Annotated in this window: 23 protein-coding genes, 1 tRNA gene and 1 pseudogene; 11 read left to right on the forward strand and 14 right to left on the reverse strand. The window is 62.6% G+C overall.

The window, feature by feature from the left end:
• Window positions 1-8: 8 nt before the first annotated feature.
• The 6 genes from A9K66_RS05950 to A9K66_RS05975 all read right to left on the reverse strand — a co-directional run bounded on the left by A9K66_RS05950 (window position 9) and on the right by A9K66_RS05975 (window position 6,867).
• Window positions 9-659: a TetR/AcrR family transcriptional regulator gene (locus A9K66_RS05950; protein ID WP_067321049.1), complete on the reverse strand. Its 651-nt coding sequence runs from the start codon at window positions 657-659 to the stop codon at window positions 9-11.
• A gap of 136 nt (window positions 660-795) precedes the next feature.
• The gene (locus tag A9K66_RS05955; protein ID WP_095823693.1) at window positions 796-2,223 is read right to left on the reverse strand and encodes an HlyD family type I secretion periplasmic adaptor subunit; all 1,428 of its coding nucleotides are present in this window, start codon (window positions 2,221-2,223) and stop codon (window positions 796-798) included.
• Between the two features lies 1 nt (window position 2,224).
• The gene (locus A9K66_RS05960) at window positions 2,225-3,934 is read right to left on the reverse strand and encodes a type I secretion system permease/ATPase (RefSeq protein WP_245307407.1); all 1,710 of its coding nucleotides are present in this window, start codon (window positions 3,932-3,934) and stop codon (window positions 2,225-2,227) included.
• A gap of 105 nt (window positions 3,935-4,039) precedes the next feature.
• Window positions 4,040-5,197, reverse strand: a complete 1,158-nt coding sequence (locus A9K66_RS05965; RefSeq protein WP_067321054.1) for a CAP domain-containing protein — start codon at window positions 5,195-5,197, stop codon at window positions 4,040-4,042.
• A 200-nt stretch (window positions 5,198-5,397) separates the two neighbouring features.
• Window positions 5,398-5,682, reverse strand: a complete 285-nt coding sequence (locus tag A9K66_RS05970) for an acylphosphatase (RefSeq protein WP_067321058.1) — start codon at window positions 5,680-5,682, stop codon at window positions 5,398-5,400.
• 72 nt (window positions 5,683-5,754) lie between these two features.
• Window positions 5,755-6,867: a pyridoxal phosphate-dependent aminotransferase gene (locus A9K66_RS05975; RefSeq protein ID WP_067321062.1), complete on the reverse strand. Its 1,113-nt coding sequence runs from the start codon at window positions 6,865-6,867 to the stop codon at window positions 5,755-5,757.
• Between the two features lie 133 nt (window positions 6,868-7,000).
• Between A9K66_RS05975 and A9K66_RS05980 the strand changes: the two genes are divergently transcribed.
• Together A9K66_RS05980 and A9K66_RS30080 are read left to right on the forward strand one after the other, a co-directional pair.
• On the forward strand, window positions 7,001-8,668 hold the full coding sequence (locus tag A9K66_RS05980) for a sulfotransferase (RefSeq protein WP_067321065.1): 1,668 nt from the start codon (window positions 7,001-7,003) through the stop codon (window positions 8,666-8,668).
• A gap of 20 nt (window positions 8,669-8,688) precedes the next feature.
• Window positions 8,689-8,841 (forward strand): hypothetical protein, encoded by a 153-nt coding sequence (locus A9K66_RS30080; RefSeq protein WP_156751020.1) that lies wholly within the window; start codon window positions 8,689-8,691, stop codon window positions 8,839-8,841.
• 214 nt (window positions 8,842-9,055) lie between these two features.
• Here A9K66_RS30080 and A9K66_RS05985 read toward each other — a convergent pair whose 3' ends face one another.
• The 3 genes and pseudogenes from A9K66_RS05985 to A9K66_RS05990 all read right to left on the reverse strand — a co-directional run bounded on the left by A9K66_RS05985 (window position 9,056) and on the right by A9K66_RS05990 (window position 10,723).
• Entirely contained in the window at window positions 9,056-10,192 is a 1,137-nt protein-coding gene (locus tag A9K66_RS05985) for a porin (protein WP_067321068.1), read from the reverse strand.
• A 100-nt stretch (window positions 10,193-10,292) separates the two neighbouring features.
• Window positions 10,293-10,527: pseudogene (locus A9K66_RS30085) on the reverse strand (GIY-YIG nuclease family protein).
• A gap of 105 nt (window positions 10,528-10,632) precedes the next feature.
• Window positions 10,633-10,723, reverse strand: a tRNA-Ser gene (locus A9K66_RS05990).
• A gap of 444 nt (window positions 10,724-11,167) precedes the next feature.
• On the opposite strand from A9K66_RS05990, the gene A9K66_RS05995 reads away from it, so the two are divergent.
• Together A9K66_RS05995 and A9K66_RS06000 are read left to right on the forward strand one after the other, a co-directional pair.
• Window positions 11,168-12,343 (forward strand): porin, encoded by a 1,176-nt coding sequence (locus A9K66_RS05995; protein WP_067321071.1) that lies wholly within the window; start codon window positions 11,168-11,170, stop codon window positions 12,341-12,343.
• 241 nt (window positions 12,344-12,584) lie between these two features.
• The gene (locus A9K66_RS06000) at window positions 12,585-13,658 is read left to right on the forward strand and encodes a site-specific integrase (protein WP_067321074.1); all 1,074 of its coding nucleotides are present in this window, start codon (window positions 12,585-12,587) and stop codon (window positions 13,656-13,658) included.
• Between the two features lie 51 nt (window positions 13,659-13,709).
• On the opposite strand, the gene A9K66_RS06005 is transcribed toward A9K66_RS06000, so the two are convergent.
• Entirely contained in the window at window positions 13,710-14,615 is a 906-nt protein-coding gene (locus tag A9K66_RS06005; protein ID WP_067321077.1) for an alpha/beta hydrolase, read from the reverse strand.
• A 293-nt stretch (window positions 14,616-14,908) separates the two neighbouring features.
• On the reverse strand, window positions 14,909-16,951 hold the full coding sequence (locus A9K66_RS06010; RefSeq protein WP_067321080.1) for a lytic transglycosylase domain-containing protein: 2,043 nt from the start codon (window positions 16,949-16,951) through the stop codon (window positions 14,909-14,911).
• A 301-nt stretch (window positions 16,952-17,252) separates the two neighbouring features.
• On the opposite strand from A9K66_RS06010, the gene dapA reads away from it, so the two are divergent.
• From dapA to A9K66_RS06025, 3 genes are read left to right on the forward strand one after another with little or no spacing between them, the layout of a single operon-like run.
• Window positions 17,253-18,134, forward strand: a complete 882-nt coding sequence (dapA, locus tag A9K66_RS06015; protein WP_067321083.1) for a 4-hydroxy-tetrahydrodipicolinate synthase — start codon at window positions 17,253-17,255, stop codon at window positions 18,132-18,134.
• Between the two features lie 25 nt (window positions 18,135-18,159).
• Window positions 18,160-18,639 (forward strand): SsrA-binding protein SmpB, encoded by a 480-nt coding sequence (gene smpB, locus A9K66_RS06020; protein ID WP_067321086.1) that lies wholly within the window; start codon window positions 18,160-18,162, stop codon window positions 18,637-18,639.
• Between the two features lie 43 nt (window positions 18,640-18,682).
• Window positions 18,683-19,426: a GH25 family lysozyme gene (locus A9K66_RS06025; protein ID WP_067321090.1), complete on the forward strand. Its 744-nt coding sequence runs from the start codon at window positions 18,683-18,685 to the stop codon at window positions 19,424-19,426.
• On the opposite strand, the gene A9K66_RS06030 is transcribed toward A9K66_RS06025, so the two are convergent.
• Both A9K66_RS06030 and A9K66_RS06035 read right to left on the reverse strand, forming a co-directional pair.
• Window positions 19,395-20,066 (reverse strand): uracil-DNA glycosylase, encoded by a 672-nt coding sequence (locus tag A9K66_RS06030; protein WP_164747319.1) that lies wholly within the window; start codon window positions 20,064-20,066, stop codon window positions 19,395-19,397. The genes A9K66_RS06025 and A9K66_RS06030 overlap by 32 nt on opposite strands.
• Window positions 20,063-20,644: an NYN domain-containing protein gene (locus A9K66_RS06035; RefSeq protein WP_066997475.1), complete on the reverse strand. Its 582-nt coding sequence runs from the start codon at window positions 20,642-20,644 to the stop codon at window positions 20,063-20,065. Before A9K66_RS06035 ends, A9K66_RS06030 begins: the two co-directional genes overlap by 4 nt.
• A gap of 296 nt (window positions 20,645-20,940) precedes the next feature.
• Here A9K66_RS06035 and rpoZ point away from each other — a divergent pair, with 296 nt between their 5' ends.
• The 4 genes from rpoZ to A9K66_RS06055 all read left to right on the forward strand — a co-directional run bounded on the left by rpoZ (window position 20,941) and on the right by A9K66_RS06055 (window position 24,844).
• Window positions 20,941-21,342, forward strand: a complete 402-nt coding sequence (gene rpoZ / locus A9K66_RS06040) for a DNA-directed RNA polymerase subunit omega (RefSeq protein ID WP_067321093.1) — start codon at window positions 20,941-20,943, stop codon at window positions 21,340-21,342.
• 125 nt (window positions 21,343-21,467) lie between these two features.
• On the forward strand, window positions 21,468-23,696 hold the full coding sequence (locus tag A9K66_RS06045; protein WP_066997471.1) for a bifunctional (p)ppGpp synthetase/guanosine-3',5'-bis(diphosphate) 3'-pyrophosphohydrolase: 2,229 nt from the start codon (window positions 21,468-21,470) through the stop codon (window positions 23,694-23,696).
• A gap of 114 nt (window positions 23,697-23,810) precedes the next feature.
• Window positions 23,811-24,389 (forward strand): orotate phosphoribosyltransferase, encoded by a 579-nt coding sequence (gene pyrE / locus A9K66_RS06050; protein WP_067321097.1) that lies wholly within the window; start codon window positions 23,811-23,813, stop codon window positions 24,387-24,389.
• 74 nt (window positions 24,390-24,463) lie between these two features.
• Window positions 24,464-24,844: a VOC family protein gene (locus A9K66_RS06055; RefSeq protein WP_066997467.1), complete on the forward strand. Its 381-nt coding sequence runs from the start codon at window positions 24,464-24,466 to the stop codon at window positions 24,842-24,844.
• Here the strand turns inward: A9K66_RS06055 and A9K66_RS31430 are convergent.
• On the reverse strand, window positions 24,825-24,956 hold the full coding sequence (locus A9K66_RS31430) for a hypothetical protein (protein WP_259979799.1): 132 nt from the start codon (window positions 24,954-24,956) through the stop codon (window positions 24,825-24,827). The genes A9K66_RS06055 and A9K66_RS31430 overlap by 20 nt on opposite strands.
• Window positions 24,957-25,120 lie beyond the last annotated feature (164 nt).

A 25,120-nucleotide genomic window follows, 5' to 3' on the forward strand; every position in this document is an offset into this window, starting at 1 on the left:
GCGCGAAATCAAAGTGCCGCGGCCTCCTTTGCGCGTCGGACGGGACGCGTTGCGCTGCCGGCGCCGATCTTCGCGCCGACGAGCCGCCTTGTCATCGAAAGATATGTCGTGGTGACTTCAGAGATCGACAGCCGCTCGCCCGGACGGAACCAGACGATGACGCCGGTCATCATCTGGATCAGCGCCATGGCGGTCAGGCCGACATCATCGATCTCGAAGATGCCGGCGTCGGCGCCGTCGCGCAGGATCGCGCGCAATTCCTTCTCATAGGCCGTGCGCATCTTGAGGATCTGCGTCAGTCGCTCATGCGAGAGGCTGCGCAATTCCATGTTGGAGACATGTGTGGCGCGGCGCCGCTCGATATGGAAGGCAATGTGGTTCTCGACATAGGCGGCGAGCCGCGCCGCCGGATCGGCCGCTGCCGGGCGCGCGTCATCCCAGGCCTTGAGCAGGCCTTCCATATGCTCGCGCATCAGCGTGAACAGCAGATCCTCCTTGGTGGGAAAATAGCGATAGAGCGCGGCGGCCTGCACGCCGACTTCGGTCGCCAGCTGGCGCATCGACATCGCCTCATAGCCGAGCCGCGCGATCAGGCCGACCGCCGCCTCGCGAACGGCCGCCTCGGTTTTTTCGCCATCTGAACCCGTGGTGCGTGCCATGTTTGCCTCTGCGAAGCAGATAATAAAACGAACGTTCAATTAATTCAAGCGGGCAAGCGAAGGTGTTCAGGCCGAAGGGCAATGGCCTGCACTCGGTCTGACGCAAGCCTCGGCTGGATCTGTAGAGCGGAGCGACTTAATCGCCGCGGAAAGCGCGGCTCGCCTGATCGGTCAGGGGCTTAAGCAGATAGGAAAGCACCGTGCGGTCGCCGGTTCTCAGGAACACCTCCGCCGGCATTCCCGGCTTCAGTTCCAGCGATCCCGCCTGTTTGAGGCTGCTTTGCGTCAGCACGATGCGCACCGCGTAATAGGCGACCCCGGCTTTCTGGTCCTCGATGAGGTCGGGCGAGATACGGTCAACCTGGCCCTCGACTTCCGGCGTGATCTGCTGGCTGAAGGCCGAAAGGCGAAGCGTGGCGTTCTGTCCGATGCGCACCTGGTCGATGTCCTGCGGCGCGACGCGCGCCTCGACCACCAGCGCGTCGGCGCTCGGCACGATCTGCATGATCGCCTCGCCGGGCGCGATCACGCCGCCGATCGTGTGCACGGCCAGCTGATGCACCCGGCCCGATTGCGGGGCGCGGATATCGATCTGCTTCAGCGTTTGCTCGGCCGCGATCTGACGCTCGCGCAGTTCGCTCATCTTGCCGTCGATCTCCCTCAGTTCGCCCGCCACTTCGCTGCGCAGGTCCTGATCGATCTGGATGATCGCCAGTTCCATCTCGCTGATGCGCCCGCGCGTCTGCGCGGCGGCGGCGATCAACTGCCCGTTTTCGCCGTCGAGCCTTGCCTCGGCGCGTTCGCGATCGGCCAGACGCGAGATCGGCACCAGCTTCTTTTTCCAGAGGTCCCGCATGCCCTCGAGCTCGATCTTGGTGAGGGATATCTCCTGCTGCTTGCTCCTGAGCTGGGCCTCGATACCCGCGATCTCCTGACGGAACTGCACGATGCGCTCGCGTAGCTGTGAAATCTTGCCCTCGCGCGCCTGCCGCCGCAGCGCGAACAGCCTGTTCTCGCCGTCGATGAGATGACCGATCTGAGGGGCATGCGCGTTTCCCGACAGCTGCTCGGGATAGAGCACCGCCTGGGCGCCGTCGCGTTCGGCAATCAGCCGGGCGCGGCGGGCAGAGAGCTCGTCGAGACCGTTGTCGACGATGGCGAGATTGGCACGCGCCACCGTGTCGTCCAGCCGCACCAGGACGTCGCCCGCCTCGACCGTGCTGCCGTTCTGCACGTTGAGAGCGCCGACGACGCCGCCTTGCGGATGCTGGACGGACTTCACGTTCGAGCCGACGACCAGATGGCCGCCTGCGACCACGGCTCCGGCAAGACTGCTTGATGCCGCCCAAAGGCCGAGCCCGCCGACAAGCAGCGCCGCTGCGATCGCTCCCGCCCGGACGTTCCTGCGAATGGCCTGACGCAAGCGCTGCTGCTGGGGCGAAGCACCTTCGATCGGCTTCGAACCGCGGTCGAGCAGCGCGATCGCGCGCGCCCTGGCGGACAATGCGATGTCGCGCACCACGCGCAACGCATCGGCTTTGAAATAGGGAGTTGCCGACCTCATCTCAGCCCGCCGATCCGACCGCATGCAGCGGTTTCGTCGCCGGCTGCAAAGCCTGCCGTGCGATCTCGCTCTTCAGCCCGAATGCCTGCTGCCTGCCGCCATTCAGCACCAGCAAGTGGTCGAGCGCGGCGAGGGCGCTGGGACGATGCGCGACCACGATGACGATGCCGCCGCGCGCTTTGATGCCTTCGATGGCACGCGTCAGCGCTTGGTCGCCCGCGGCATCGAGGTTGGAATTCGGCTCGTCGAGCACGACGAGGAACGGATTGCCGAACAGCGCGCGCGCCAGGCCTACACGCTGACGCTGTCCGGCGGAAAGTGCCGCGCCGCTCTCGCCGATCTCGGTTTGATAGCCTTCGGGCAGGCGCAGGATCATGTCGTGCACGCCGGCAGCCTGGGAGGCCTCGATGATCGCCTCCGGCATGGCGTTCTCGTCGAAGCGGCTGATGTTCTGGGCGACCGTACCGGCGAGCAATTCGACATCCTGCGGCAGATAGCCGATATGGCGGCCAAGCGCCTGCGCCGGCCACTGCTCGATTGCAGCGCCGTCGAGACGGATCTTGCCGCGCATCGTGGGCCATACGCCGACGAGCGCGCGCACGAGCGAGGATTTTCCGGAGCCGCTCGGGCCGATCAGGCCCATGCCGGAGCCGGCGCCGAGCGAGAAGTCTATATCCTCCAGCAGGATGCGCCGTCCACCAGGCGCCGTCACCCCGACGGTTTCCACAGCGAGTGTCGCGTTTGGCGCCGGAAGCTCCATGCCGCCATCGTCGACCGGAAAGGCGGCAAACAGATCGACCAGCCTCTGCCAGCTCTGGCGCGCGCTGAGGAAGTGCTTCCAATACGCGGTGGCGAGCTCGATCGGCGCCAGCGCCCGCGATGTCAGGATTGAACTGGCGATGATGATGCCGGGCGTGGCCTGCTGGTAAATGACCAGATAGGCGCCGAGCGCCAGGACCATCGACTGCAGCATCATGCGCATGATGCGCGAAGCCGCACCCAATGCGCTCGTCAGGTCGCTCGCCTGCGCCTGCGCCTCGCGGAAGGCGTTGTTTGCTTGGCTCCAGCGCCCGGCCAGCCTCTCGCCCATGCCCATGGCGGCCAGCACTTCGGCGTTGCGGGCGCTCGCCTGCGCGAGCGCGCCGCGCCTTGTGCCGAAGCCGGACATTGCCTTGGTCGGGGCGCGGACCAGGCGATCGGTGAGCCCCGTAAGCGCGATCAGCAGCAGCGCGCCGATGAGCGCCGCGACGCCGATCCACGGATGGAAAAGAAAGCAGATCACAACATAGAGCGGCATCCATGGCAGATCGAACAGCGCACCCGGGCCGGGGCTGGAAAGGAAGCCGCTGACCTGGTCGAGGTCGCGCAGCGCCTGCAGACCTTCGCCGCGATCAGGCGTTCTGAGCGGCAGCCGCACGAGGCAGTTGAAGACGCGGCCGGCGATGAGCTCGTCGATGCCGGCGCCGATGCGTGTCAGCACGCGCGCACGGATCGCTTCGAGGACGCCCTGGAATGCATAAAGCACGGCGACCAGAATGATCAGCGCCACCAGCGTCGGCACGCTGCGGCTAGGCAGAACGCGGTCATAGACCTGCAGCATGAACAGCGAACCGGACAGCATCAGCAGGTTGATGAGGCCGCTGAGGCCGGCGACGGCCGCATACGGGCCGCGGAAGGAGGCGAGCGCCTTGCGAAGCTCGGAAGGTTTCAGGTCAGCTAAAGGCGAGCGTGTCAGATGGTGTTCCCCCCGAAAAACCGCGCCCGGCTTGAGGCGGGCTGGCGGGCCGCGATCGAGGCGCGGCCCGCGGTGAATGGATCAGCCGACGAGTTCCGTCGTCTGATGGTCGGAATGGCCGGCAATCTGCGCCAGGATCTTGGTGATCGCGGACTGCGCCGCATCGGCCGCGTCGGCAAAGACCGGATTGTCGGCCGGCAGGTGGTCGTGCAGCCCCGCTGCCGCCCGTTCCACAGCCTGCTGGACATGGTCCAACGGATCCGGCGCGTTGTCCGGATTGGCGTGCGAGGCGTGACGGAACAAGAATTGGTCGCTGTCCAAGGCCACCGCATCATGCTTGGGCGCGTCGGTGGAGTCGGTGAGACCAGGCGTGCCCCGGTCGCCAACAGGATGCTTGCCGAAGAAGTCGGCGAGCCAGTTTTTGGTGCCGTTGCCCGTGTTCGGTCCGCTGGTCGGCGCGGCCGGGGCGTGGCTTGAATCGGATCCTGAATCTTCTGCCGATGCCGTCGCCGCGAGCGTGCCCGATTTCATTGCCGGGTCGATCAGGTCGCGCTTGACGTTCTTGGTGCCGATTGTCGCCGTCTGCGTCGAAGTGGCGATATTGGCGCCAGAAAAAGTGACGTTATAGGTGCCGGGCTTCAGCGCTAGATCATAGCCGCCGGCGGCCGAGGTCGTGGTCTTAAAGGTCTGGCCGGCTGAGTTCCTGGCGGTCACAGTGATGGTGCCCAGCCCTTCGCCCGGATCGTAGAAACGGTCGCCGTCCTTGTCGTCGAAAGCGACGCCGGTGAGGAAGAGATCCGTGCCGCTCTTGGCGAAATCCTCGGTGACGAAGGCGCTGCTGCGGCCCTTGTAGTCGCCGACCTCGAAGGCGAGCCCAACTTCACGGAAGTTGGAATTGAGGATGTTGGCCCGGTGCCCGGGAGAATTCATCAGATTGGTGTGGAGAAGCTTGACCTCGTCGACATAGCCGGTCGGCGCGCGGGTCGTTGCCCAGGCGATGTTCTCGCCCGTGGCCCATGAGCCGCTCAGCGTATAACCGGCATTCGTCATGCGCGTCGTCGGCGACGAACCCCCGGAACCGGTGTGGGAGAATGTGTCGGTGGCCAGCATCCACTTGTCGTGGCCCTCGGCGGCTTCGCTGAGATCGTTGTCGAAGGCCAGGGGCTGGGCGCCGGTCTTGGCGCGCTCAGCATTGATGAGCTCGAGCAGATACTGCTCGTTGGCACTGTGCTGCGGCATCGGATATCCCCGTTGATACTGTTTGGTGAGCCCCCTGATCTCCGTCACCCGCCTTTCCGGCTATGGAGCAAATATGTTCATCATGCGGCGCTAAAGTAACAAATCGGAATATACGCACATATATCGTGTGCGTATCGCACCAGAAGCAATGTCGGACGGTTTGCCGATCGGTGGATGGAAGCTGATTTCGGCGGACTTGCCTAGGCGATGATCCTGAAGTCGATAGGTGCACTGTCGTCCGTGCGTTCTTCGACCTCGACCCTGATGACCGTCGCGCCCCTAGGCCCCCGCCACAGCCGATCGACCATCGAGTCGATCGCTGCGTCGGCGCCGGCGATGAGCGCCGTGACCGAACCGTCGTGCTCGTTTCGCACCCAGCCCGTCAGTCCGAGGCGCACGGCTTCGTCCCGCGCCCAAACCCGATAGCTGACCCCTTGCACCTTGCCGGAGATGCGCGCCCGAACGGTTCTCTTCTGCTCGACCATGCTCGTCTCCGCCTTCGAAGCCTTACGGAATCCGGCTCGGCGCCGCGCAAACGCAACGGCTGTGGATCGCCGTTAGTTCCCCCGCGCCGTCGCCAGCGCGCCAGGCAATTCCTCGGCGAAGATGTCGAGCTCATGGTCGAGGCCGACGCTGACCCGGATGCAGCGGTCGAGCCGCGGCGCCATCGGCTTGCGGATGAAGACGTCGCGCGAGAGCAGCGCCTGCATCACCTTCAGCGCGAAGGCGCCGTCGCGGCCGCAGTCTATGGTGACGAAATTGGTCGCCGAGGGCAGCGGCTTCAGTCCGTTTTCCTCGGCGATGGCCGCAATGCGCCGGCGCCCCGCGGCCACGCGCGCCACCACCGAATTCAGATAGTCCTGATCGGCCAGCGCCTCGAGCCCGGCGATCTGCGCCATGCGGCTGACGCCGTAATGGTTGCGGATCTTTTCGAAGTCGCGGATCACTTCCCGTTCGGCCACCGCATAGCCGCAGCGAATGCCGGCAAGCCCGTAGGCCTTGGAGAAGGTGCGCATGCGCACGACGTTCGGCCGCGCGACGTCGATCGGCGGCAGCGCCGATGCCGGTCCCAGCTCGCCATAGGCCTCGTCCAGCACCAGCATGGTGGTTTCCGGCAGCGCCTCGATGAAGCGGACGAGGTCCGGCGCCTCCCACCAGCTTCCCATCGGATTGTCCGGATTGGAGAGATAGACGAGCGGCGCTCGTTCCCTGGCGACAGCGGCAAGCAGCCCGTCGAGGTCCTCCTTGTCGTCGGCGTAGGGAACCGTCACCAGCCGGCCGCCGACGCCGGCGATGTGGAAGTTGAAGGTGGGATAGGCGCCAAGCGAGGTCACCACCGCGTCGCCCGGCGCGACATACATGCGCGCCACAAGGCCGAGCAGTCCGTCAATGCCTTCGCCGACCACCACGTTCTCGACGCCGACATTGTGATGCGCGGCCGCCGCGACTTTGAGGTCGAAATTGTCGGGGTCGCAATACATCCACTGGTCGCGCGCAACGCTCTCCATGCGGGCAATCACGCGCGGCGAGGGGCCAAAGCTGCTCTCATTGGCGCCGATGCGGGCGCGGAAAGGCCGGCCGCGCTCGCGCTCCTGCGCCTCCGGCCCGACAAACGGCACCGTGGTGGGAAGCGCGCCGACGATCGGCGTAAGGGAAGGGCGCGGGCGCATGGCAATAGCTCGGTTGAGAGGAGGCTTCTTGCTAGCGTGGGCGAGGGGTGGGTGCAAGCTGCGCGAACGCAATCAATGGGGCGCAGCGTGGCTTGGGCTGGATTCGTGCCACTCTTTTTGATAGCGAGGCACCATGAACAATCGTCTACCGCCCGCCTGGTCAAAACATCTCAAGCCCGGGCCCACGCCGAAACCGAGATTGCCGCAGGTAAGCCTGCCGAAAGCCAATTCGCCCTCTCGCGCGCAAGCCGACGAGCTGCTGTTAAAGCAAGCCTATGAGCATCAGCAGGCCAAACGGCTCGATGAAGCACAGGACTTGTGTCTTCGGGTTCTGGCCCGTACGCCAAACCATCCCCTCGCCCAATATATCCTTGGAACCGTATATTTGGGCTATGACGACGAAAAGGCGTTGCGATATTTCGCACGCGCTGTCGGGGAGGAACCTAACAACCCCTACTACCATCTTAGCCTCGGCGAGGCCTATGCAAAGGTAAGTGAATTTTCCGCTGCGATCAAACATATCCAGTATGCCTTGGAACTGCAGCCGGACCTTGTCGAGGCACTTTGTGCTCTGGGGCGCGTTTACACCCAATTCGACAAACCCGACTTGGCTTTGCCGCTTTACGAAAAGGCGCTGAAGATTAACCGGGATCATCCCAGGGTGCGGGTGGGGATGGCCGCGGCGCTCACCGGCCTGGGACGCATGGACGATGCCGCCCTCTATCTGAAAGAGGCGATCGAACATCGCGTCGACATACCGGCTGCGTATTATGACTTGGTCCAGACCCGAAAGTTCACCCAAGAGCCCGCGGAACTTCAGTCCATCCTTCGCGAACTCGGCAATCCGAGACTTGCTTCGGAAGCCACGCAGATTCTCCATTACGCGGCCGGCAAGGTGCTGAACGACCTCAAGCGCTATGGAGATGCATTCGACCATTTCAACAAGGCGAAACAGGCTTCCGGTTACAAATTCGATATCGACTTGCATCGACGCTGGGTCGATTCGCTGATCGAGACCTTCACGCCGGACATGTTCGCTGCCAGGGTGGGCTACGGGAACGCTTCCGAAGTGCCGGTATTTGTGGTTGGCATGCCCCGCTCGGGGACGACCCTCACCGAACAGATATGCGCCAGTCATCCCGACGTTCATGGTGCTGGGGAACTGAGCAAACTGAGGCGAACCGCGAATGCGATTGGTCTCAGAACCTCGTCGGCTGATGATTTGAACCAGTCGATCATGTCGATCACGGAAGACCTGTCCAAGACGTTGGCCGAGGAGCACCTCTCCTATCTGAGAGAACGCGCTCCTGCCGCCCTTCGCATAGTGGACAAGATGCCACATAATTTCGAGCTGATCGGCCTAATTTGCCTCCTCTTTCCCAACGCGCGCATAATCCACTGCCGTCGTGACGCTATCGACAACTGCGTGTCTTGCTTTGTCCTGAGATTCACCGAGGGGCACAGCTACAATACGGATCTGGAAGCGCTGGGCCTGTATTATCGTGAATATGATCGCCTCATGCAGCATTGGAACAAGGTTTTTCCGGGTCGCATCTTCGAGAATCGCTATGAAACTCTGGTTGAGGATCAGGAAGCGCAGTCACGCCGCTTGATAGACTATCTTGGGCTGCCTTGGGACGATGCGTGCCTGCGCTTTTTCGACAGGGATGGTTCGGTCAACACCCCCAGTCGTTGGCAGGTTCGTCAACCGATCTATAAATCGTCCGTAAAGCGCTGGAAGAATTATGCGCGCGAAATCCAACCCCTGATCGAAGCGTTGGGTGACCTTGCCGACGTCTGATTTCGATGTTGAGCCCGAAAGTGGCGTCGGTTTCGGGACAAGGACACACGCAAAATCAAAAATATAAAACGAAAAGCCTGTTCTGCAGCACCGACAAATCGGCTTTTTCCTGTCACGAGACGGGAAATGCTGCCTGGCAGGGCAATCAGGGCAGCGCCGCCACCAACCTGTGATTGCTAGAGGGGGCGTGTCGAAACGGGTTCCCGCTGGACTTTGTTTCGTTGGGAGTCGCACTCCAATCTGAAAGCATCGCTCTTGCCCCGATCAGCCTGCCGGCACTGTGGAACGAGAGAGCGATCTGGCGCGACGATGGCACTCCTTCTGCAGCGTCGACAACAGAAAACCCGGCGGCTGCCCGCCGGGTTCCGTTGCGACCCTGTGGAGATCTTAGAAATCGCGCTGGAAACGGATGATACCGCCGACGCTGTTCTTCTTGGTGGCACCGGTCCAGTTGGAATTGTCCAGATCGCCGAACCTGCCATTGTGGAGGAAGTCAACTTCGGGCGTGATAGTGAGTCCGGGAACGACGGTGTAGGCAACGTTAGCTGCAATACCGTAGTTCTTGAACTGATCGCCCGACACCTGGAGGTTGAAGGAGGCCTTGTCGCTGAACTTGTAAGTGCCGCCGGCCCAGAAGCCCCAGTGGCCGCCCCACGGCTTGTAGAAGGAGCGAGCGAGTCCAACATCGCCAAGCTTGCCGTCGCTGCCGTAACCGAACATGCCGAACAGCGACAGTTCATTGGTCACGTTCACATCCAGGCGAACCTTGCCGGATACGTTTTCGTAGTTGCTGTCGTAGGCAACGACACCGACGATGTCGCCCCAGCCCTGCGTGTACTTCACGCCGCCGACGACATGCGGAACATAGCTGTCGATCGTGCCAATGGCCCCATCATATCGACCCGAACCCTCTTCCAGCGAGACCACCGCCGAGAAGCCGTTGCCGGCATCGAAGTAGTACTGGATTTCATTGGTCTGGAAGCCGCCGTAGGGGACCAGCGTGTCGTTGATGACGTTGCCGGCGTAACCGACGAAGGTGTCGAAAGCCGATTCGTCGAGACCGACGCGCAGTCCACCGAGCTGAACCCAGGCGAAGTGCAGGTCGAAGGTCTTGTTGCCGGCTTCGTTGTACTCAAAGTCCCCGTTGCGGTTGCCGAAATTCATGCGCATTTCGGTGTAGGTCTTCAACGTGCCGAGCTCGGTTTCCTGGCCGGTCCAGGTCTTGAGCGTGAAGCGGGTGTTTTTGAACCATGTGCCCTGGTCCTTGCCGGTTACGACATCGCTCGTGCGGGCGCCGTCGAACGAGCCGATGTCGCCACCAGCGGCGTCGTAGCGGACATAGCCGCCGATGCGCAGGCAGGTCTCGGTGCCGGGGATATAGAAGTAGCCGGCGCCGTACACGTCGCAGATCTTGACGTATTCAGCCGGTTCCGGCTCGGCGACGGTCACCGCGTCGGCGGCGCGAGCACCGGAAACTGCGATCAGGGCCGCAGCTGAGCCGAGAAGAAGGCTCTTGATGTTCATTTTCTGACCTCCAGTCAGAATCGAACGGACAGCGTCGATTTCACTCGACTGTCACCGGTGTCAGTGCTTTGTTATTGTTGTATTTTTTTCCGAGTGGCCGCTACCACAGACGTTTGCTGGCGAACGCGTGCCCGGATCCCGATTTGAGATAGCGCTCGAACGAAGTCGCCTTTGCTCGGCTTGAAAAGGCCATGTAGGTCACGATTCGCCACGGGAGAAATTTGGAAGTGTGACTGGACTTTCCGGCGTTATGCTCAGCAATTCGTCGCCGATGTTATGCCGAAATAACGCTCGCCTACGAAAGCCTCGCTCTCAATCAGGTATACGCACCACACGGACCGGCCCTCCTTCGCCAAGGCTTCGGAGGGCATCCTCTCCGCCATCCTGCTTCGCACGAGACTGTAGGGCTTGTCCTGCGAAGCGCGCAGCGCGAAGCAGGATGGCGGAGAGGATGGGATTCGAACCCACGAGAAGCTTTTGACCTCTACTCCCTTAGCAGGGGAGCGCCTTCGACCACTCGGCCACCTCTCCGTCGCGCCGCTGGATAAAGAAAAGCATCGGCACAATCAACATTCCCGCGCCGTAATCACTGAAAATTCCGCGCGGGGCAGCAGGATGAGTGTTCCCATGCGGCGATTCCATGGCGATTCCCTGCCCGGCGACTCGCACGCTGGCGCCGCAATTTCGGCCGCTCATCGCCGGATTCGACCGGCCGCAAGGCCTTAATGGTTAATGAGAACTTTCGGAGTGAGGCCAAATCGTGTCATTTGTGCAACAACGTTCGGGGATAGCGTCCGGACTGGGCTTCTGCCGATACGATCATGGTTGAACGCCGCCGCCGCCTGGGTAAAGGTCACGTTCGAAGGAGCGGCGCGGTGCGCATCTTTTTCGGTAAGTGGGGATGGGGCAGGGAACGCTGTCCTTCAGCAAAAAATACCCAGACCCGTTTTTTAACTTTTGACTGGAGGTCAGAAAATGAACATCAAGAGCCTTCTTCTCGGCTCAGCTGCGGCCCTGATCGCAGTTTCCGGTGCTCGCGCCGCCGACGCGGTGACCGTCGCCGAGCCGGAACCGGCTGAATACGTCAAGATCTGCGACGTGTACGGTTCGGGCTACTTCTACATCCCCGGCACCGAGACCTGCCTGCGCATCGGCGGCTATGTCCGTTATGACATCGGCGCTGGTGATATCGGCTCATTCGACGGCGCTCAGGCGACCGATCACGAGGATGGCGACACTCAGGACACCTGGGCCAAGCAAGCCCGCTTCACGCTGAAGACCTGGACCGGCCAGGAAACCGAGCTCGGCACTTTGAAGACCTACACCGAGACCCGCTTCAACTTCGGCAACACCCGGTCGAGCGGTCTCGCTACTGCTTATTATGACCCCGCTGACGGCCTCTATCACGGTGTCGCCGGCGCTGGCGCTTTCAACAAGGGCGTCTCGCTGAACTTCGCGTGGATCCAGCTCGGTGGTCTCCGTGTCGGTAAGGACGAATCGGCCTTCGACACGTTCATCGGCTATGCCGGCAACGTCATCCAGGATACGCTGGTCCCATACGGTGGTTTCGACACCAATGTCGTGCAGTACTACTTCGACGCCGGCAACGGCTTCTCGGCGGTGGTCTCGCTCGAAGAAGGCTACGGTCCCTTCACAATCGATAGCTACGTCCCGCATGTCGTTGGTGGCGTGAAGTGGACGCAGGGTTGGGGTGCCATCACCGGCGTCATCGCTTACGACAGCAACTATGAAGAAGTCGCCGGCAAGGTCCGCTTGGACGTGAACGCCACCGACGCTCTGTCGCTGTTCATCATGGCCGGCTACGGCACCGACGACAACCTCAGCGACGACAGCTGGTTCATCCGTGGTAATGGCCGCGGCTTCTACAAGCTCTGGGGCGGCAACTGGGCAGTCTGGGGCGGCGGCACCTACAAGTTCAACGAGAAGACCTCGTTCAACCTCCAGGTGTCGGCTGACGAAGACAAGAACGTGGGCGTTGCTGCTAACATTGCCTATGACGTGGTTCCTGGCCTCACGGTCACGGCCGAAGTCGACTACGTCCATGCCGGCAGCTTCCCGGAATCCAACTGGACCGGCGCTGACAAGGAGAACAGCGTCGGTGGTATCCTCCGCTTCCAGCGCTCCTTCTAAGGGCTGGACTGCTACAACTGGAATCCGGCCCGGGCATATCTACGCCCGGGCCGTTTTGCTTTCGCGATGGATCAACGCAACGAAAGGATGGGGGTGAAAACGGTAAGCTGATCGGGTCTGTAGAGCGACTTTGTGGGATCCGCCGTGGCGGATGGGGTCGGAGGCCAGACTCGAAAACTCTTGAAAGGATGCTCCCGAGCGGTTAGGGCTGGTCCCTTAACCACAGGGGGTGTGGCTAAAAATGTCGAATGAAGCGATTCAAGAGGGGGAGCCCTCTGGTCATTTTGCGGTATTTTCTTCTCAGAATTCGAAGTTTAGGTACACCTATAACAAGATCCGGGAAGTAAAATCGTACAGGGTCAGTGAGCTCTTTACAGCATACCGGGATATACTCTGGGATGATGGGCGGCATAAATACAATGTCAGCTCATTCATTGGTGAAATAGACGAGATCCTTCTGGGAGAGCGTTTCAGCACCTTTGACCAGAACACCCTGGACAATCTTATCGGTACCTTGCGCCAGCGCGGGAACAGCAACGCAACCATCAATCGCAAGATGGCTGCACTCAGCAAGCTGCTGCGCAAGGCTCATAAGATGGGAGATATCCACAGCCTGCCCGAGTTCCGCCGCCAGAAGGAGCGGGCGGGACGGATTCGTTTCCTCGAAAGGGACGAAGAGACAAGGCTGTTCGCCGCCATCAAGAGCCGCAGCGAAGATGCTTACAGACTTTCCGTCTTCCTGGTCGACACCGGCTGCCGTCTCGGCGAGGCGCTCGGCCTGATCTGGAACGACATCCAGGAACACCGCGTCAGCTTCTGGATCACAAAGTCGGGCCGCAGCCGCACCATCCCGATGACCGAACGGGTCAAGGAGGTGATCAAGCTGCCGCCGACCACCGAAGGCCGCCGGCCAAAGGGTCCGTTCACCAAGCTCACCCAGGCGCAGTACCGCGCCATCTGGAACGAGGCGAAGGCCGAAGTCGGTCTTGGCGCCGATGAGCAGGTGGTGCCGCATATCCTGCGCCACACTTGCGCTTCGCGACTCGTCCAGGGCGGCATCGACATCCGGCGCGTGCAGATGTGGCTCGGTCACCAGACGCTGTCGATGACCATGCGTTACGCGCACCTCGCCACCAACGACCTCGATGGCTGCGTCGTCGTGCTCGAGAAGCCGCGCGCCGAAGAGGCGCCGCGCCCGGCGGAGAACTCGGTGTTTGCGTCCCCGTTGACCACGCCTTCATCCGCCAAAGCCGCCCGCAAGGAGAGCGGCTCGGAGCCGGCGAAGGCAGGCCGCAAGAGCTCGAAGGGCAAATAGGCGGCACGCCACGCGCCGGGAATCTATATCAAAAACAAGCCAGGGGCGGAGTTAGTCTCGGGCTTTACTTTGCGTGGACTTGGCTTCGGCGCGATCGAGGAAATCCGCAATCTTCTTCGGCAGGTTGCCGGTTTCCAGGAAGGGCGCGTGTCCCTGGCCTTCGACCGTGATGGTCTCCATGCCGGGATGACGCTCTGCCATCTCCTCGAGCGTCGCGGTGGAGAGAAGCGTCGAATTGCCGCCGCGTATGGCGAGCAACGGCACGGCGGCAAGCGCGTTGAACTGTGGCCACAGATCTGGCAGTGGCTTGCTGAAGTCGACTTTGGCCAGGGTCTCGACCAGGGCAGGATCGAAATCGGGCACCAGCCCGGCATCCGTGTCGCGGCAGATGGCGCCAACCATACGCGCCCAGTCGGCATCGGTGAGCGCAGGGAAGCCGGCACCATGCACGCGCCGCTGCATGTCGACCGCCTCGGCGAATGTCTTCGGCCTCGGCGCGCGATCGAGATATGAGCGGATATGGGCCAGACCTTCCGCCTCGATCACCGGGCCAATATCGTTGAGGACAATGGCTTTCAACGCAGCCGGCTTCAGCGCGCCGAGCACATGGATGATCAGTCCGCCGCGCGAGGTGCCGATGAAGCCAGCCTCTTCGATACCCAGCGCCAACAAACCAGCGAGCACGTCGCCGGCTTCGACCCCGACATTATAGTGGCTGATATCGGGATCGTAGTCGGATCGGCCACGGCCGCGATAGTCGAAAGCGACGACCTTGCGCCGCGTCTTCGCCTTGCTGGAGAGGTAAAGCGCGATCTCATGGAAGTCGCGCGCATTGCGGGTGAGGCCGGGCAGACAAACGACCGGCCAGCCACCGTTCGCCTCGCCATAAATCCGTGCATGCAGTTTCAGCCCATCGGGTGCGGCATAGAAGAAGTCGGAGAAACCGTCGTACGCCACCCGGTTGCTGCTCCTCGCTGAGGTGACCGACAGCTACAGGCGGGGGCGGCCGCGGTCAAATGATGGGAAGGCACGCTACACAACTTTGCCACGCTGGCGGGACAGCATCTCCTCTGTTCTGTCGGACATCTCCCCGCAAGGGGATTGACTGTCATCTAAGCTTTTACCCATCGCCAAAGCGGCATGAACGAGCCGGCAGCGAAACTGCCAATCTCCAAGTGCGGAGGCTGTCCGGCAGGACAGAGGGGGCGCGAAGGATCGCCAACCTGAGGCTTGCATACGCCCCTCGGCGATCAATTCCGCCCGTTCACCAGATCCCCGACGATGTCGTATTTGCCGGAAATACGCATCTTGTAGACTTCATAATTCTCCATCACGCGCTGCACGTAACTTCTTGTTTCCGTGTAGGGGATCCGCTCGACCCAGTCGACGACGGCGTCCACGTCCTTGCCGCGCGGATCACCGTATTTCGCCACCCACTGGGCGGCGCGGTTTGGGCCGGCATTGTACCCCGCGAAGGTCAGCACATAGGAGCCGTTGAAGCGGTCGAGCTGCTCGCCGAGAAAAGCTGACCCCAGCGTCGCGTTGTAACCGGCATCGGTCGTCAGCCGCGTTTGCGAGAAGGTCATGCCGGCCTTCTTCGCCAGTTGCTTGGCGGTACCCGGCATCAACTGCAAGAGGCCGCGCGCGCCCGCGCTGGAAATCGCCGCGACATTGAACTCGCTCTCCTGGCGGGCGATGGCATAGGCCAGCGCCTTGCCGGAGCCGGAGATATCGGCCGAATCGGGAATGACACCCAACGGATGCGAAAGCGCACCCACATCGATGCCGCGCTGGGCGGCGATCTTGCCGACCTTCAGCGCCATGAAATGGTTGCCCTGTTTTTCGGCAAGCCCCGCCAGCAGCGCAAGCTCGCCGGGGCTGGTCAGCTGCCCCGCGAGGTCGCGGTAGAGCGTCTCGGCATAGCGGTCATACCCTGCCTCCTGCAGCCGCTTGATCGCTTTCACCGCCTCGCGGCCCTCGAAGCTTTGGCGGTCGGCCGCGCTGGGCGTGGGATGGACGATGCTCAAGGTTCTGAGGCCCACACGCTCGCCGGCAAGCTGGCCGTAGAAGGTGGTGCCGTAGCTGGCGGCCCGGGTGAAATAGTCCTTGGCGCTGCCCGGGCCGCCGACTTCCGCGGCGCGGCCAAGCCAGTAATAGGCGCGCGACAGCGACACCGGTCCCTGGGCGAGCTCGGCGATGCGTGAAAAATGCGAGGCGGCTGCTGCCGGGTCGTTGAGACCGCGCAATGCATACCAGCCGGCATGGAACTCGGCTTCCGCGGCGCTGGCCGCGCTTTCGGCCGCATGCATGGAGGCAATCTTGTAGGCGGTCTTTATGTCGCCCTGATCGACCAGCTCGCGCGAAAGAACGCGCCGCTCCACCCACCAGGCATCGGGATCGACCAGCGCGTCGCGATTGGTCGGCGCCTTCATCACGACTGCCGCGGCATCGGCAAGTTTTTGCTGCTTGCGCAGATATTCTGCCTCGGCGAAGAAATAGCCGGCCGAACGCTGCGCCGCCGGCACCGCCTTCAACAGTTTCGCCGCGTTTTTTTCGCCTTTATCGACCGCCACCCAGGCATCCGCCAGTTGCTGGGCGCCGGCAATGCCGGCGACGCGCAGCGCCGAGGACGGCCGGTCGGCATAGAACATGCGCTCCATGCGATAGCGATGATCGGCCGCAGGGATCAGCGTGCCGAATTCCTTGATGATGGAAGTTTCGTCCTGGGCATCCAGCTTCTCCGTGCGCCAGAAGGGCACCAGCACCGCGCGCGCCGCCGCTTGATCGCCCAGCGCCACCTGCGAGCGGGCAAGGATGATCACGCCTTCCGGCGTCAGCGGCTGGCTGCGGCCGAAGGCCCGCACCACCACTTGCGGCGGCGGGTTCTCGCGATAGAGCGCGCGCTCGCTGTTCCTGCGCAGCGCGATCGTGCCCGGCCATCCAGGCAGCATCTTGGCGGCATCGGCGATTTCGCCGCTCGGCACCTGGTCGCCGCCATACAGCGCGATCGCCCAGGCCAGAATGTGCCGGTCGAGCGAAGTGGAGGGCAACGTGTCGCGGGCATTGCGCGCCGCGGCGATGTTGTTCACCGCGAGCGCGTCGAGTCCGCTCTTCAATTGCCCGATGCTGGACGGAGGCTGAAGCTGCTGCGCCTGGTCCGCGGCCGACGGCGAGCCCGGCGCGGCAATCGCCGCCGTCACGCGCACGTCGACGCTGCCGCCGATCGCCATACCCGGTATCAGCGCGACGGCCGCGCTCAAAAGCGCGAACAGATGAGGCCGACTTGTCGGCATTGTTCCACCCCGGCACATTGTCAGCAGGCAGGGCCTTCGAGGCCGACCCGGAGCCTAAACTTAGGTCGTGAAAGGCTCGTAAACAAAAGGTTATCGAGGCCGTTCGAATTACGCTTGCTGGCACTACAGCAATGCTTGCCGCTGAACCGTGTCGAGACTATGGTGCGCGGCTTCGCTTTCGATTAGAAGGCGCGGGAATTTACGCATCGACAAAACGCTGATGCATGTCGCCCAAAGTGGGCACCCGGCTTTGGGAGAACGACATGCTTGGACCAACAAAGTCCCAAGGAGTTTGGACAATATGCTGAGAGGCTCCATGACTGCGCTCGTGACACCGTTTGAAAAGAGCGGGCGTTTCGACGAGAAAGCCTTTCGCGCGTTTGTCGAATGGCAGATCGCCGAGGGCACCAAGGGCCTCGTGCCCGTCGGCACCACCGGCGAGTCGCCGACGTTGTCGCATGACGAGCACCGCAATGTCGTCAAGGTCTGCATCGAGGTCGCCAGGGGCAGGGTTCCAGTTGTGGCCGGTGCCGGCTCCAACAACACCGAGGAAGCCGTCGGCCTGGTGCAGTATGCCGAAAAGGCCGGCGCCGATGCAGCCCTGGTCGTCACGCCTTATTACAACAAGCCGACCCAGCGCGGCCTCTACGAGCATTTCGCAGCCGTTGCCAGGGCAACCAAGCTGCCGATCATCATCTACAACATCCCACCGCGCTCGGTGATCGACATGACCCCGGAGACGATGGGCAGGCTGCGCCACGACTTCAAGAACATCGCCGGCGTCAAGGATGCGACCGGCAAGGTCGAGCGCGTCTCGGAACAGCGCATGACCTGCGGCAAGGATTTCATCCAGCTTTCCGGTGAGGATGCGTCCGCGCTCGGCTTCAATGCGCATGGCGGCGTCGGCTGCATCTCGGTGACGTCGAATGTCGCGCCGCGCCTTTGCGCCGAGTTCCAGGAAGCCACGCTCTCCGGCGACAGCGCCAAGGCGCTAGAACTGCAGGATCGTCTCCTGCCGCTGCATAAAGCAATTTTCGTGGAGCCCGGCGTATCCGGCGCCAAATACGCCCTGTCGAAGCTGGGCAAGGTCGAGAACGTGGTCCGCTCGCCGCTGGTGACGGTCGAAGCTTCGACCGCCGAGAAGCTCGACGCGGCGCTGAAGCACGCCGGCTTGATTAATTAGGGATGAGGCGCCACCTCTCCGCATTATGAATCAAGTCAAGAAAGCCGACCCCAACAACAGGACGGTCGCCGAAAACCGCAAGGCGCGCTTTTCCTACGAGGTGCTCGACACGATCGAGACCGGCTTGGTGCTGACCGGCACCGAGGTCAAGTCGCTGCGCCAGGGCCAGGCGAACATCCAGGAAAGCTATGCCTCCGCCGAAGGCGGCGAGATCTGGCTGATCAATTCCTATCTGCCGGAATATCTGCAGGCCAACCGCTTCAACCATGAGCCGCGCCGGCGCCGTAAGCTGCTCGTCAGCAAGCGCGAGATGGCCAAGCTTGCCCAGAGCGTGGAGCGCGAAGGCATGACGCTGGTGCCGCTGAAAATCTATTTCAACGATCGAGGCCGCGCCAAGCTCCTGCTCGCCATCGCCCGCGGCAAGAAGCTGCACGACAAGCGCGAGACCGAAAAGCAGCGCGACTGGTCGCGCGAGAAGGGACGGCTCCTTAAGGAGCGCGGATAGAGCCACCGTCGATATGCGGGCAAGGCGAGCAGCGAGCCAAGGCTTGAGGAACGGCTTGATTGCCCTGGCCTTGGCTTTCGTGGTTCTGGCGCTTGCCACATGGGCAGAGGGCTTTTTCCGACCCCGTGCTTTCCCGCCGGATCGCAGCGAATTCCCCATAAGGGGCATCGATGTTTCGCATCACCAGGGCAGGATCGACTGGCCGCGCGTCGCGGCCGACGATGTCGTCTTCGCCATCATCAAGGCGACGGAAGGTGGTGACTATGTCGATGATGCCTTTGCCGAGAATTTGCGCCAGGCCCGCGCGGCTGGCCTCGCTGTCGGCGCCTATCATTTCTTCACCTTCTGCCGCCCGGGTGCCGACCAGGCCAGGAATTTCATCTCGGTCGTGCCGCGCGGCGAGCAGCTCTTGCCGCCGGTAGTCGACATCGAGTTCCACGGCAATTGTCCGCGACGCCCTTCGCCCGCCGAGCTGAATGCTCAACTGCTGGCATTCCTTGGCCCGGTCGAGGCGGCTTACGGCAAGCCGGCCATTCTCTATATTACCGATGAGACGGCACCGACCTATGCCGCTCATATCGCGGTTCGCCAGCGCTGGCTGCGCTCTGTGCGGGGGCCGCTGAACGACGACGACTGGGTCTATTGGCAATATCTCGACACAGGCCGTGTCGACGGCATCGACGGCGACGTGGACCTGAATGTGCTGAAGGGCGGGCCGGCGAGGCTGTCGGAGTTGTTTGCCGCGGCGCCGGACCCTAGCTCTTCAGGAAGGCTGCTATCTCCTTGAAGACATCGACGAACATCGCTTCCGTCAGGACACCGGTGTTGGTGTTGTAGCGCGAGCAGTGATAGCTGGAGAACAGCGTGATGCCGCCGGCCTGCTGGCGTCCGCCGTGGCGGAACGGAAGGGTGGCGACTCGCCCGCCCAGCGCCCGCACCGTCGATTGATGCGCGATCGAGCCCAGCGTCAGGATGGCCCGCAGGTTGGCAAAGCGCGCGATCGTCGGTTTGAGGAAGGTGCGGCAGGTGGCGATCTCGGCGCCCACCGGCTTGTTTTCCGGCGGCACGCATCGCACCGCATTGGTGATCGCGGTGCCGACGAGCTCCAGCCCGTCATCGGGCCTGGCCTTGAATTCCCCGCGCGCCAACCCTTGGGCGATCAAAGTTGCGTAGAGCAGGTCGCCGGCATAGTCGCCGGTGAAGGGACGCCCGGTGCGGTTGGCGCCGCGCAGGCCGGGCGCCAGCCCGACGATGAGGAGCCTGACCGAGTCCTCGCCCTCCGGCGGCAGGAAGGTCGGCACCGGTGCATTGAACCAGCCCGGCTCGCGCTGGCGCCAGGCGGCGATGAAGTCGTGCAGCCGCGGGCAAAGCGGACAATCGCGGTCAGGCTCGGGGGAGGGCGCGGCGCTCAAGGCTGCCGCGCTCAATAATCGTCCTCGTCGGCTTCAGCAGGCTCAGGCCGGCGGACCGGCCGTTCCGATGGATCGCGGCCGACTTCATTCTTCAGCGTCATGAGGTCGATGAAGTGGTCGGCCTGGCGGCGCAAGTCGTCGGAGATCATCGGCGGCTGCGAGGCCATGGTCGAGATGATCGACACCTTGCGGCCACGCCGCTGCAGCGCCTCGACCAGCGTGCGGAAGTCGCCGTCGCCGGAGAAGATGACATAGTGGTCGACGACATCGGCAAGCTCCAGCGCATCGACGGTGAGCTCGATGTCCATGTTGCCCTTGATCTTGCGCCGGCCGGTCGAGTCGGTGAACTCCTTGGCTGGCTTGGTCACCACCTTGAAGCCGTTATAGTCCAGCCAGTCGATCAGCGGCCGGATCGAGGAATATTCCTGATCCTCGACCAGCGCGGTGTAGTAATAGGCCCTGAGCAGGTAGCCGCGTTTCTGAAAGCTCGACAGAAGCTTGCGGTAGTCTATGTCGAAGCCCAGCGCCCGCGAGGTGGCGTAGAGGTTGGCGCCGTCGATGAAAAGAGCGATCTTTTCACGGGGATCGAACATTGAAAAATATCCCTTTTCAAAAATTTCTGTCGTCTAAAAGGACGTGACGGGTAGGCCCGATAATAGTCCCTCTTCCCGCCCCTTTCGAGATAACGCCAGATTTATGGATATCCAAGGGCAGGGCGCGCATTGCAAGCAATTGTGATCGGCACCAGGTAAGCAAGGCGAAGTCCGATATTGAGCCGGGCAGGGGCTCGTGCTTCGGCGGTGCCCGCCATAAAGCTTGTATTTCGGCGGCGTCCTTGTTATGGAGCCCGCCAGTTTTCCATCAAATCCACGCATGAAAGGGGCAGTCCATGGCCCGCGTAACCGTTGAAGATTGCATCGACAAGGTCGACAACCGTTTCGAGCTCGTGCTGCTCGCCGGCCACCGTGCCCGCCAGATCAGCCAGGGCGCGCAGATCACCGTTCCTCGCGACAATGACAAGAATCCGGTCATTGCGCTGCGCGAGATCGCCGACGAGACGCTGTCGCCGGACGACCTCAAGGAAGACCTGATCCACTCGCTGCAGAAGCATGTGGAGGTCGACGAGCCGGAGGCCGAGGGCGAGGCCATCGCCGACCAGACCGGCGCTGCCACCGCTGGTGCCGACACCGACGATGCCGAAGAGAACATCGCCTTCGACCGCATGAGCGAGGAAGACCTGCTCGCCGGCATCGAGGGTCTGGTGCCGCCGGAAAAGAGCGACGACTACTAAGCTCTTGGACACGGGCCTGGATCAAGCATCCGGGACTTCCGTATCGTCAGTTTCGTGGCTATCTATGGGATGCGTCGCACGCCGGTGCGGCGCATCAATCATTTCATCACCGCGAGATTTCGCCCATGATGCGTCAGTATGAGCTTGTCGAGCGCGTGCAGCGCTACAAGCCTGACGTCAACGAGGCGCTGCTCAACAAGGCCTATGTCTACGCCATGCAAAAGCATGGCCACCAGAAGCGCGCCTCGGGCGATCCCTATTTCTCGCATCCGCTGGAAGTGGCGGCCATCCTCACCGAGATGCATATGGATGAGGCGACCATCGCCGTTGCCCTGCTGCACGACACGATCGAGGACACGACCGCCACTAGGGCCGAGATCGATGAATTGTTCGGCCCCGAGATGGGCAAGCTGGTCGAGGGACTGACCAAGCTGAAGAAGCTCGACCTCGTCTCCAAGAAGGCCGAGCAGGCGGAGAACCTGCGCAAGCTGCTGCTGGCGATCTCCGAGGATATTCGCGTTCTGCTGGTCAAGCTCGCCGATCGCCTGCACAACATGCGCACGCTCGACCATATGCCCGAGTCCAAGCGCCTGCGCATCGCCGAGGAGACGATGGACATCTATGCGCCGCTCGCCGGCCGCATGGGCATGCAAGGCATGCGCGAGGAACTTGAGGAGATCGCCTTCCGCTACATCAATCCGGAAGCCTATCGCGCCGTCACCGCGCGGCTCGCCGAGATCTTCGAGCGCAACAAGGGGGTGCTGGACGAGATCGAGAAGGCGCTGTCCGGCCTGTTCGAAAAACACGCGATCAAAGCCGGCGTCAAGAGCCGGCAGAAAAAGCCGTGGTCGGTGTTCCGCAAGATGGAGGCCAAGGCGCTCTCCTTCGAGCAGCTCTCCGACATCTTCGGCTTCCGTGTGGTCGTCGACACCGTCGAGGACTGCTACCGCGCGCTTGGCGCCATCCACACCACCTGGTCGATGGTGCCTGGCCGCTTCAAGGATTACATCTCGACGCCGAAGCAGAACGACTACCGCTCGATCCACACCACCATTGTCGGCCCGTCGCGCCAGCGCGTCGAATTGCAGATCCGCACCCGCGAGATGAACAAGATCGCCGAATACGGCGTCGCCGCGCATTCGATCTACAAGGACAGCGGCGGCAAGCCGAACGGCGCAGCGCACGCGATCTCCAAGGAGACCAACGCCTATGCCTGGCTGCGCCGCACCATCGAGCAACTGGCCGAGGGCGACAATCCCGAGGATTTCCTGGAAAACACCAAGCTCGAGCTGTTCCAGGACCAGGTGTTCTGCTTCACGCCCAAGGGCATGCTGATCGCCCTGCCGCGCGGCGCCACCCCCATCGACTTCGCCTATGCCGTCCACACCGATGTCGGCGACACCTGTGTCGGCGCCAAGGTCAACGGCCGCATCATGCCGCTGATGACGGAGTTGAAGAACGGCGACGAGGTCGAGATCATCCGCTCCAAGGCGCAGGTGCCGCCGGCAGCCTGGGAATCGGTCGTCGTCACCGGCAAGGCGCGCGCCGCCATCCGCCGCGCCACCAAGAATGCCATCCGCAAGCAATATTCCGGGCTCGGCGCCCGCATCCTCGAACGCGCCTTCGAGCGCGCCGGCAAGAACTTCACCAAGGAAAGCCTGAAGCCGGTTCTGCATCGCCTGGCGCGCAAGGATATAGAGGACGTGCTGGCCTCTGTCGGCCGCGGCGAGCTTGCCTCGACCGATGTCATGAAAGCAGTCTTCCCCGACTACAAGGACGAGCGCGTCACGGTCGCGGCGCCCAAGCAGCGCGAGGAAGGCTGGTCCAAGATCCGCAACGCCGCGGGCATGCTGTTCCAGATGCCCGGCCGCGCCGCGCGCAAGGGCAAGGACCAGCAGCGCGACGGTGCGGTGCCCATCCGCGGCGTGCGCGGCGACCTGCCGGTGCGCTTCGCGCCGGAAGGGGCGGTGCCCGGCGACCGCATCGTCGGCATCATTCAGCCAGGAACCGGTATCACCATTTATCCTATCCAGTCGCCGGCCCTGCAGGCTTTCGACGACCAGCCCGAGCGCTGGATCGATGTGCGCTGGGACATCGACGAGCGCACCAAGGAGCGCTTCCCGGCCCGCATCTCGGTCACAGCCATCAATGCGCCGGGCTCGCTCGCCGACATCGCGCAGGTCGTCGCGTCTAACGATGCCAACATCCACACGCTGTCGATGGTGCGCACCGCGCCCGATTTCACCGAGATGCTGATCGACCTCGAGGTTTGGGACCTGAAGCACCTCAACCGGCTGCTGTCGCAGCTCAAGGATAATTCGAGCGTCAGCGACGCACGGCGTGTGAATGGGTGAATAGTAAATAGTGAATAGTGAATTAGGTTGCCTATCACTACCATTCACCATTCACTCATCGCTATTCTATTCACTACTCATTACTCACCACTCGCCAAGAGCATGGAGCGAACAATGAACACCGATGAAGTGCTGGGCATTTTCCGCGAGGCCGGCGCGGTTTTCGAGGGGCACTTCATCCTGACGTCCGGACTGCGCAGCCCGATCTTCCTGCAGAAGGCGCGCGTCTTCATGCATGCCGACAAGACCGAGCGCCTGTGCAAGGCGCTGGCCGAGAAGATTCGTGAGGCGGTGCCGGGCAGGATCGACTATGTCGTCGGCCCGGCGATCGGCGGCCTGATCCCGGCCTACGAGACCTCGCGCCATCTCGGCGCGCCGGCGGTCTGGGTCGAGCGGGAAGGGGGCGAGTTCCGACTGCGTCGCTTCGAGATCGCAAAGGGATCGCGCGTCGTCATTGTCGAGGACATCGTCACCACGGGTCTCTCGATTCGCGAGACCATCGACTGCCTGCGCCAGCTCGGCGCCGAGGTGGTGGCGGCCGCCTGCATCATCGACCGCTCGGCCGGCAAGACCGATGTCGGCGTGCCGCTGATTGCGCTCGCCGAATATGAGGTGCCGGCCTACCCGCCCGACCGCCTGCCGCCGGAACTTGCCGCCATCCCTGCCGTTAAGCCGGGAAGCCGAAATATCTGACCTGGCGATGAATGAAAACAAGCACCTGAGGGTGCCGGTTGAATCTCTTTGCCAGCGAAGCGCGCAGAGGCCCCATGATAGCCGGCATCGATCATTTCGTCCTGACGGTCCGGTCTGTCGAAGCGACTTGCGACTTCTATCAGCGCGTGCTGGGCATGGGGCGGCTGGACGAGCCGAGCCGGCCGACCGCGCTTCTGTTCGGATCGCAGAAGATCAATCTGCACGAGGTCGCTCGCACCTTTGAGCCGAAGGCGAAGGCGCCGACGCCGGGCTCCGGCGATTTCTGCCTCATTGCTGCGGTGCCTCTTGCCGACATCCGCGCCAGCCTCGAAGCCAACGGTGTGGCGGTCGAAGTCGGACCTGTCGAGCGCACCGGTGCTCGCGGCAGGATGATGTCGGTCTATTTCCGGGATCCCGACGACAACCTGGTCGAGGTCAGCGAATATCGAACTTAGCTGAAAAGCCCAGGCTGACCGCGTCCGATACCTCGGCGCCGCGGTCGCGCAAGGACGAATGGCCAAACATGCTTTGCCCAGTCTTCCTCAGTTTCGCCAGAATGGCGCTCATGTAAGAGCCTGCGGCAGACCATCGCGGCGACGTTTCGCTGTTCCGTGGTCTGGCAATCGCCGCTATAGCAAAGTTTTGTTGCCTTCCTGCGCCGGTGAAGCGCAAGATAATGTTGGCGCGACCCGGCTGGCAGGGAAGCGTGTGTTGGACCAGGAACCGAAACA

Origin of the sequence: Mesorhizobium sp. AA23, assembly GCF_001672435.1 — a bacterium.
Classification (GTDB): Bacteria; Pseudomonadota; Alphaproteobacteria; order Rhizobiales; family Rhizobiaceae; genus Mesorhizobium.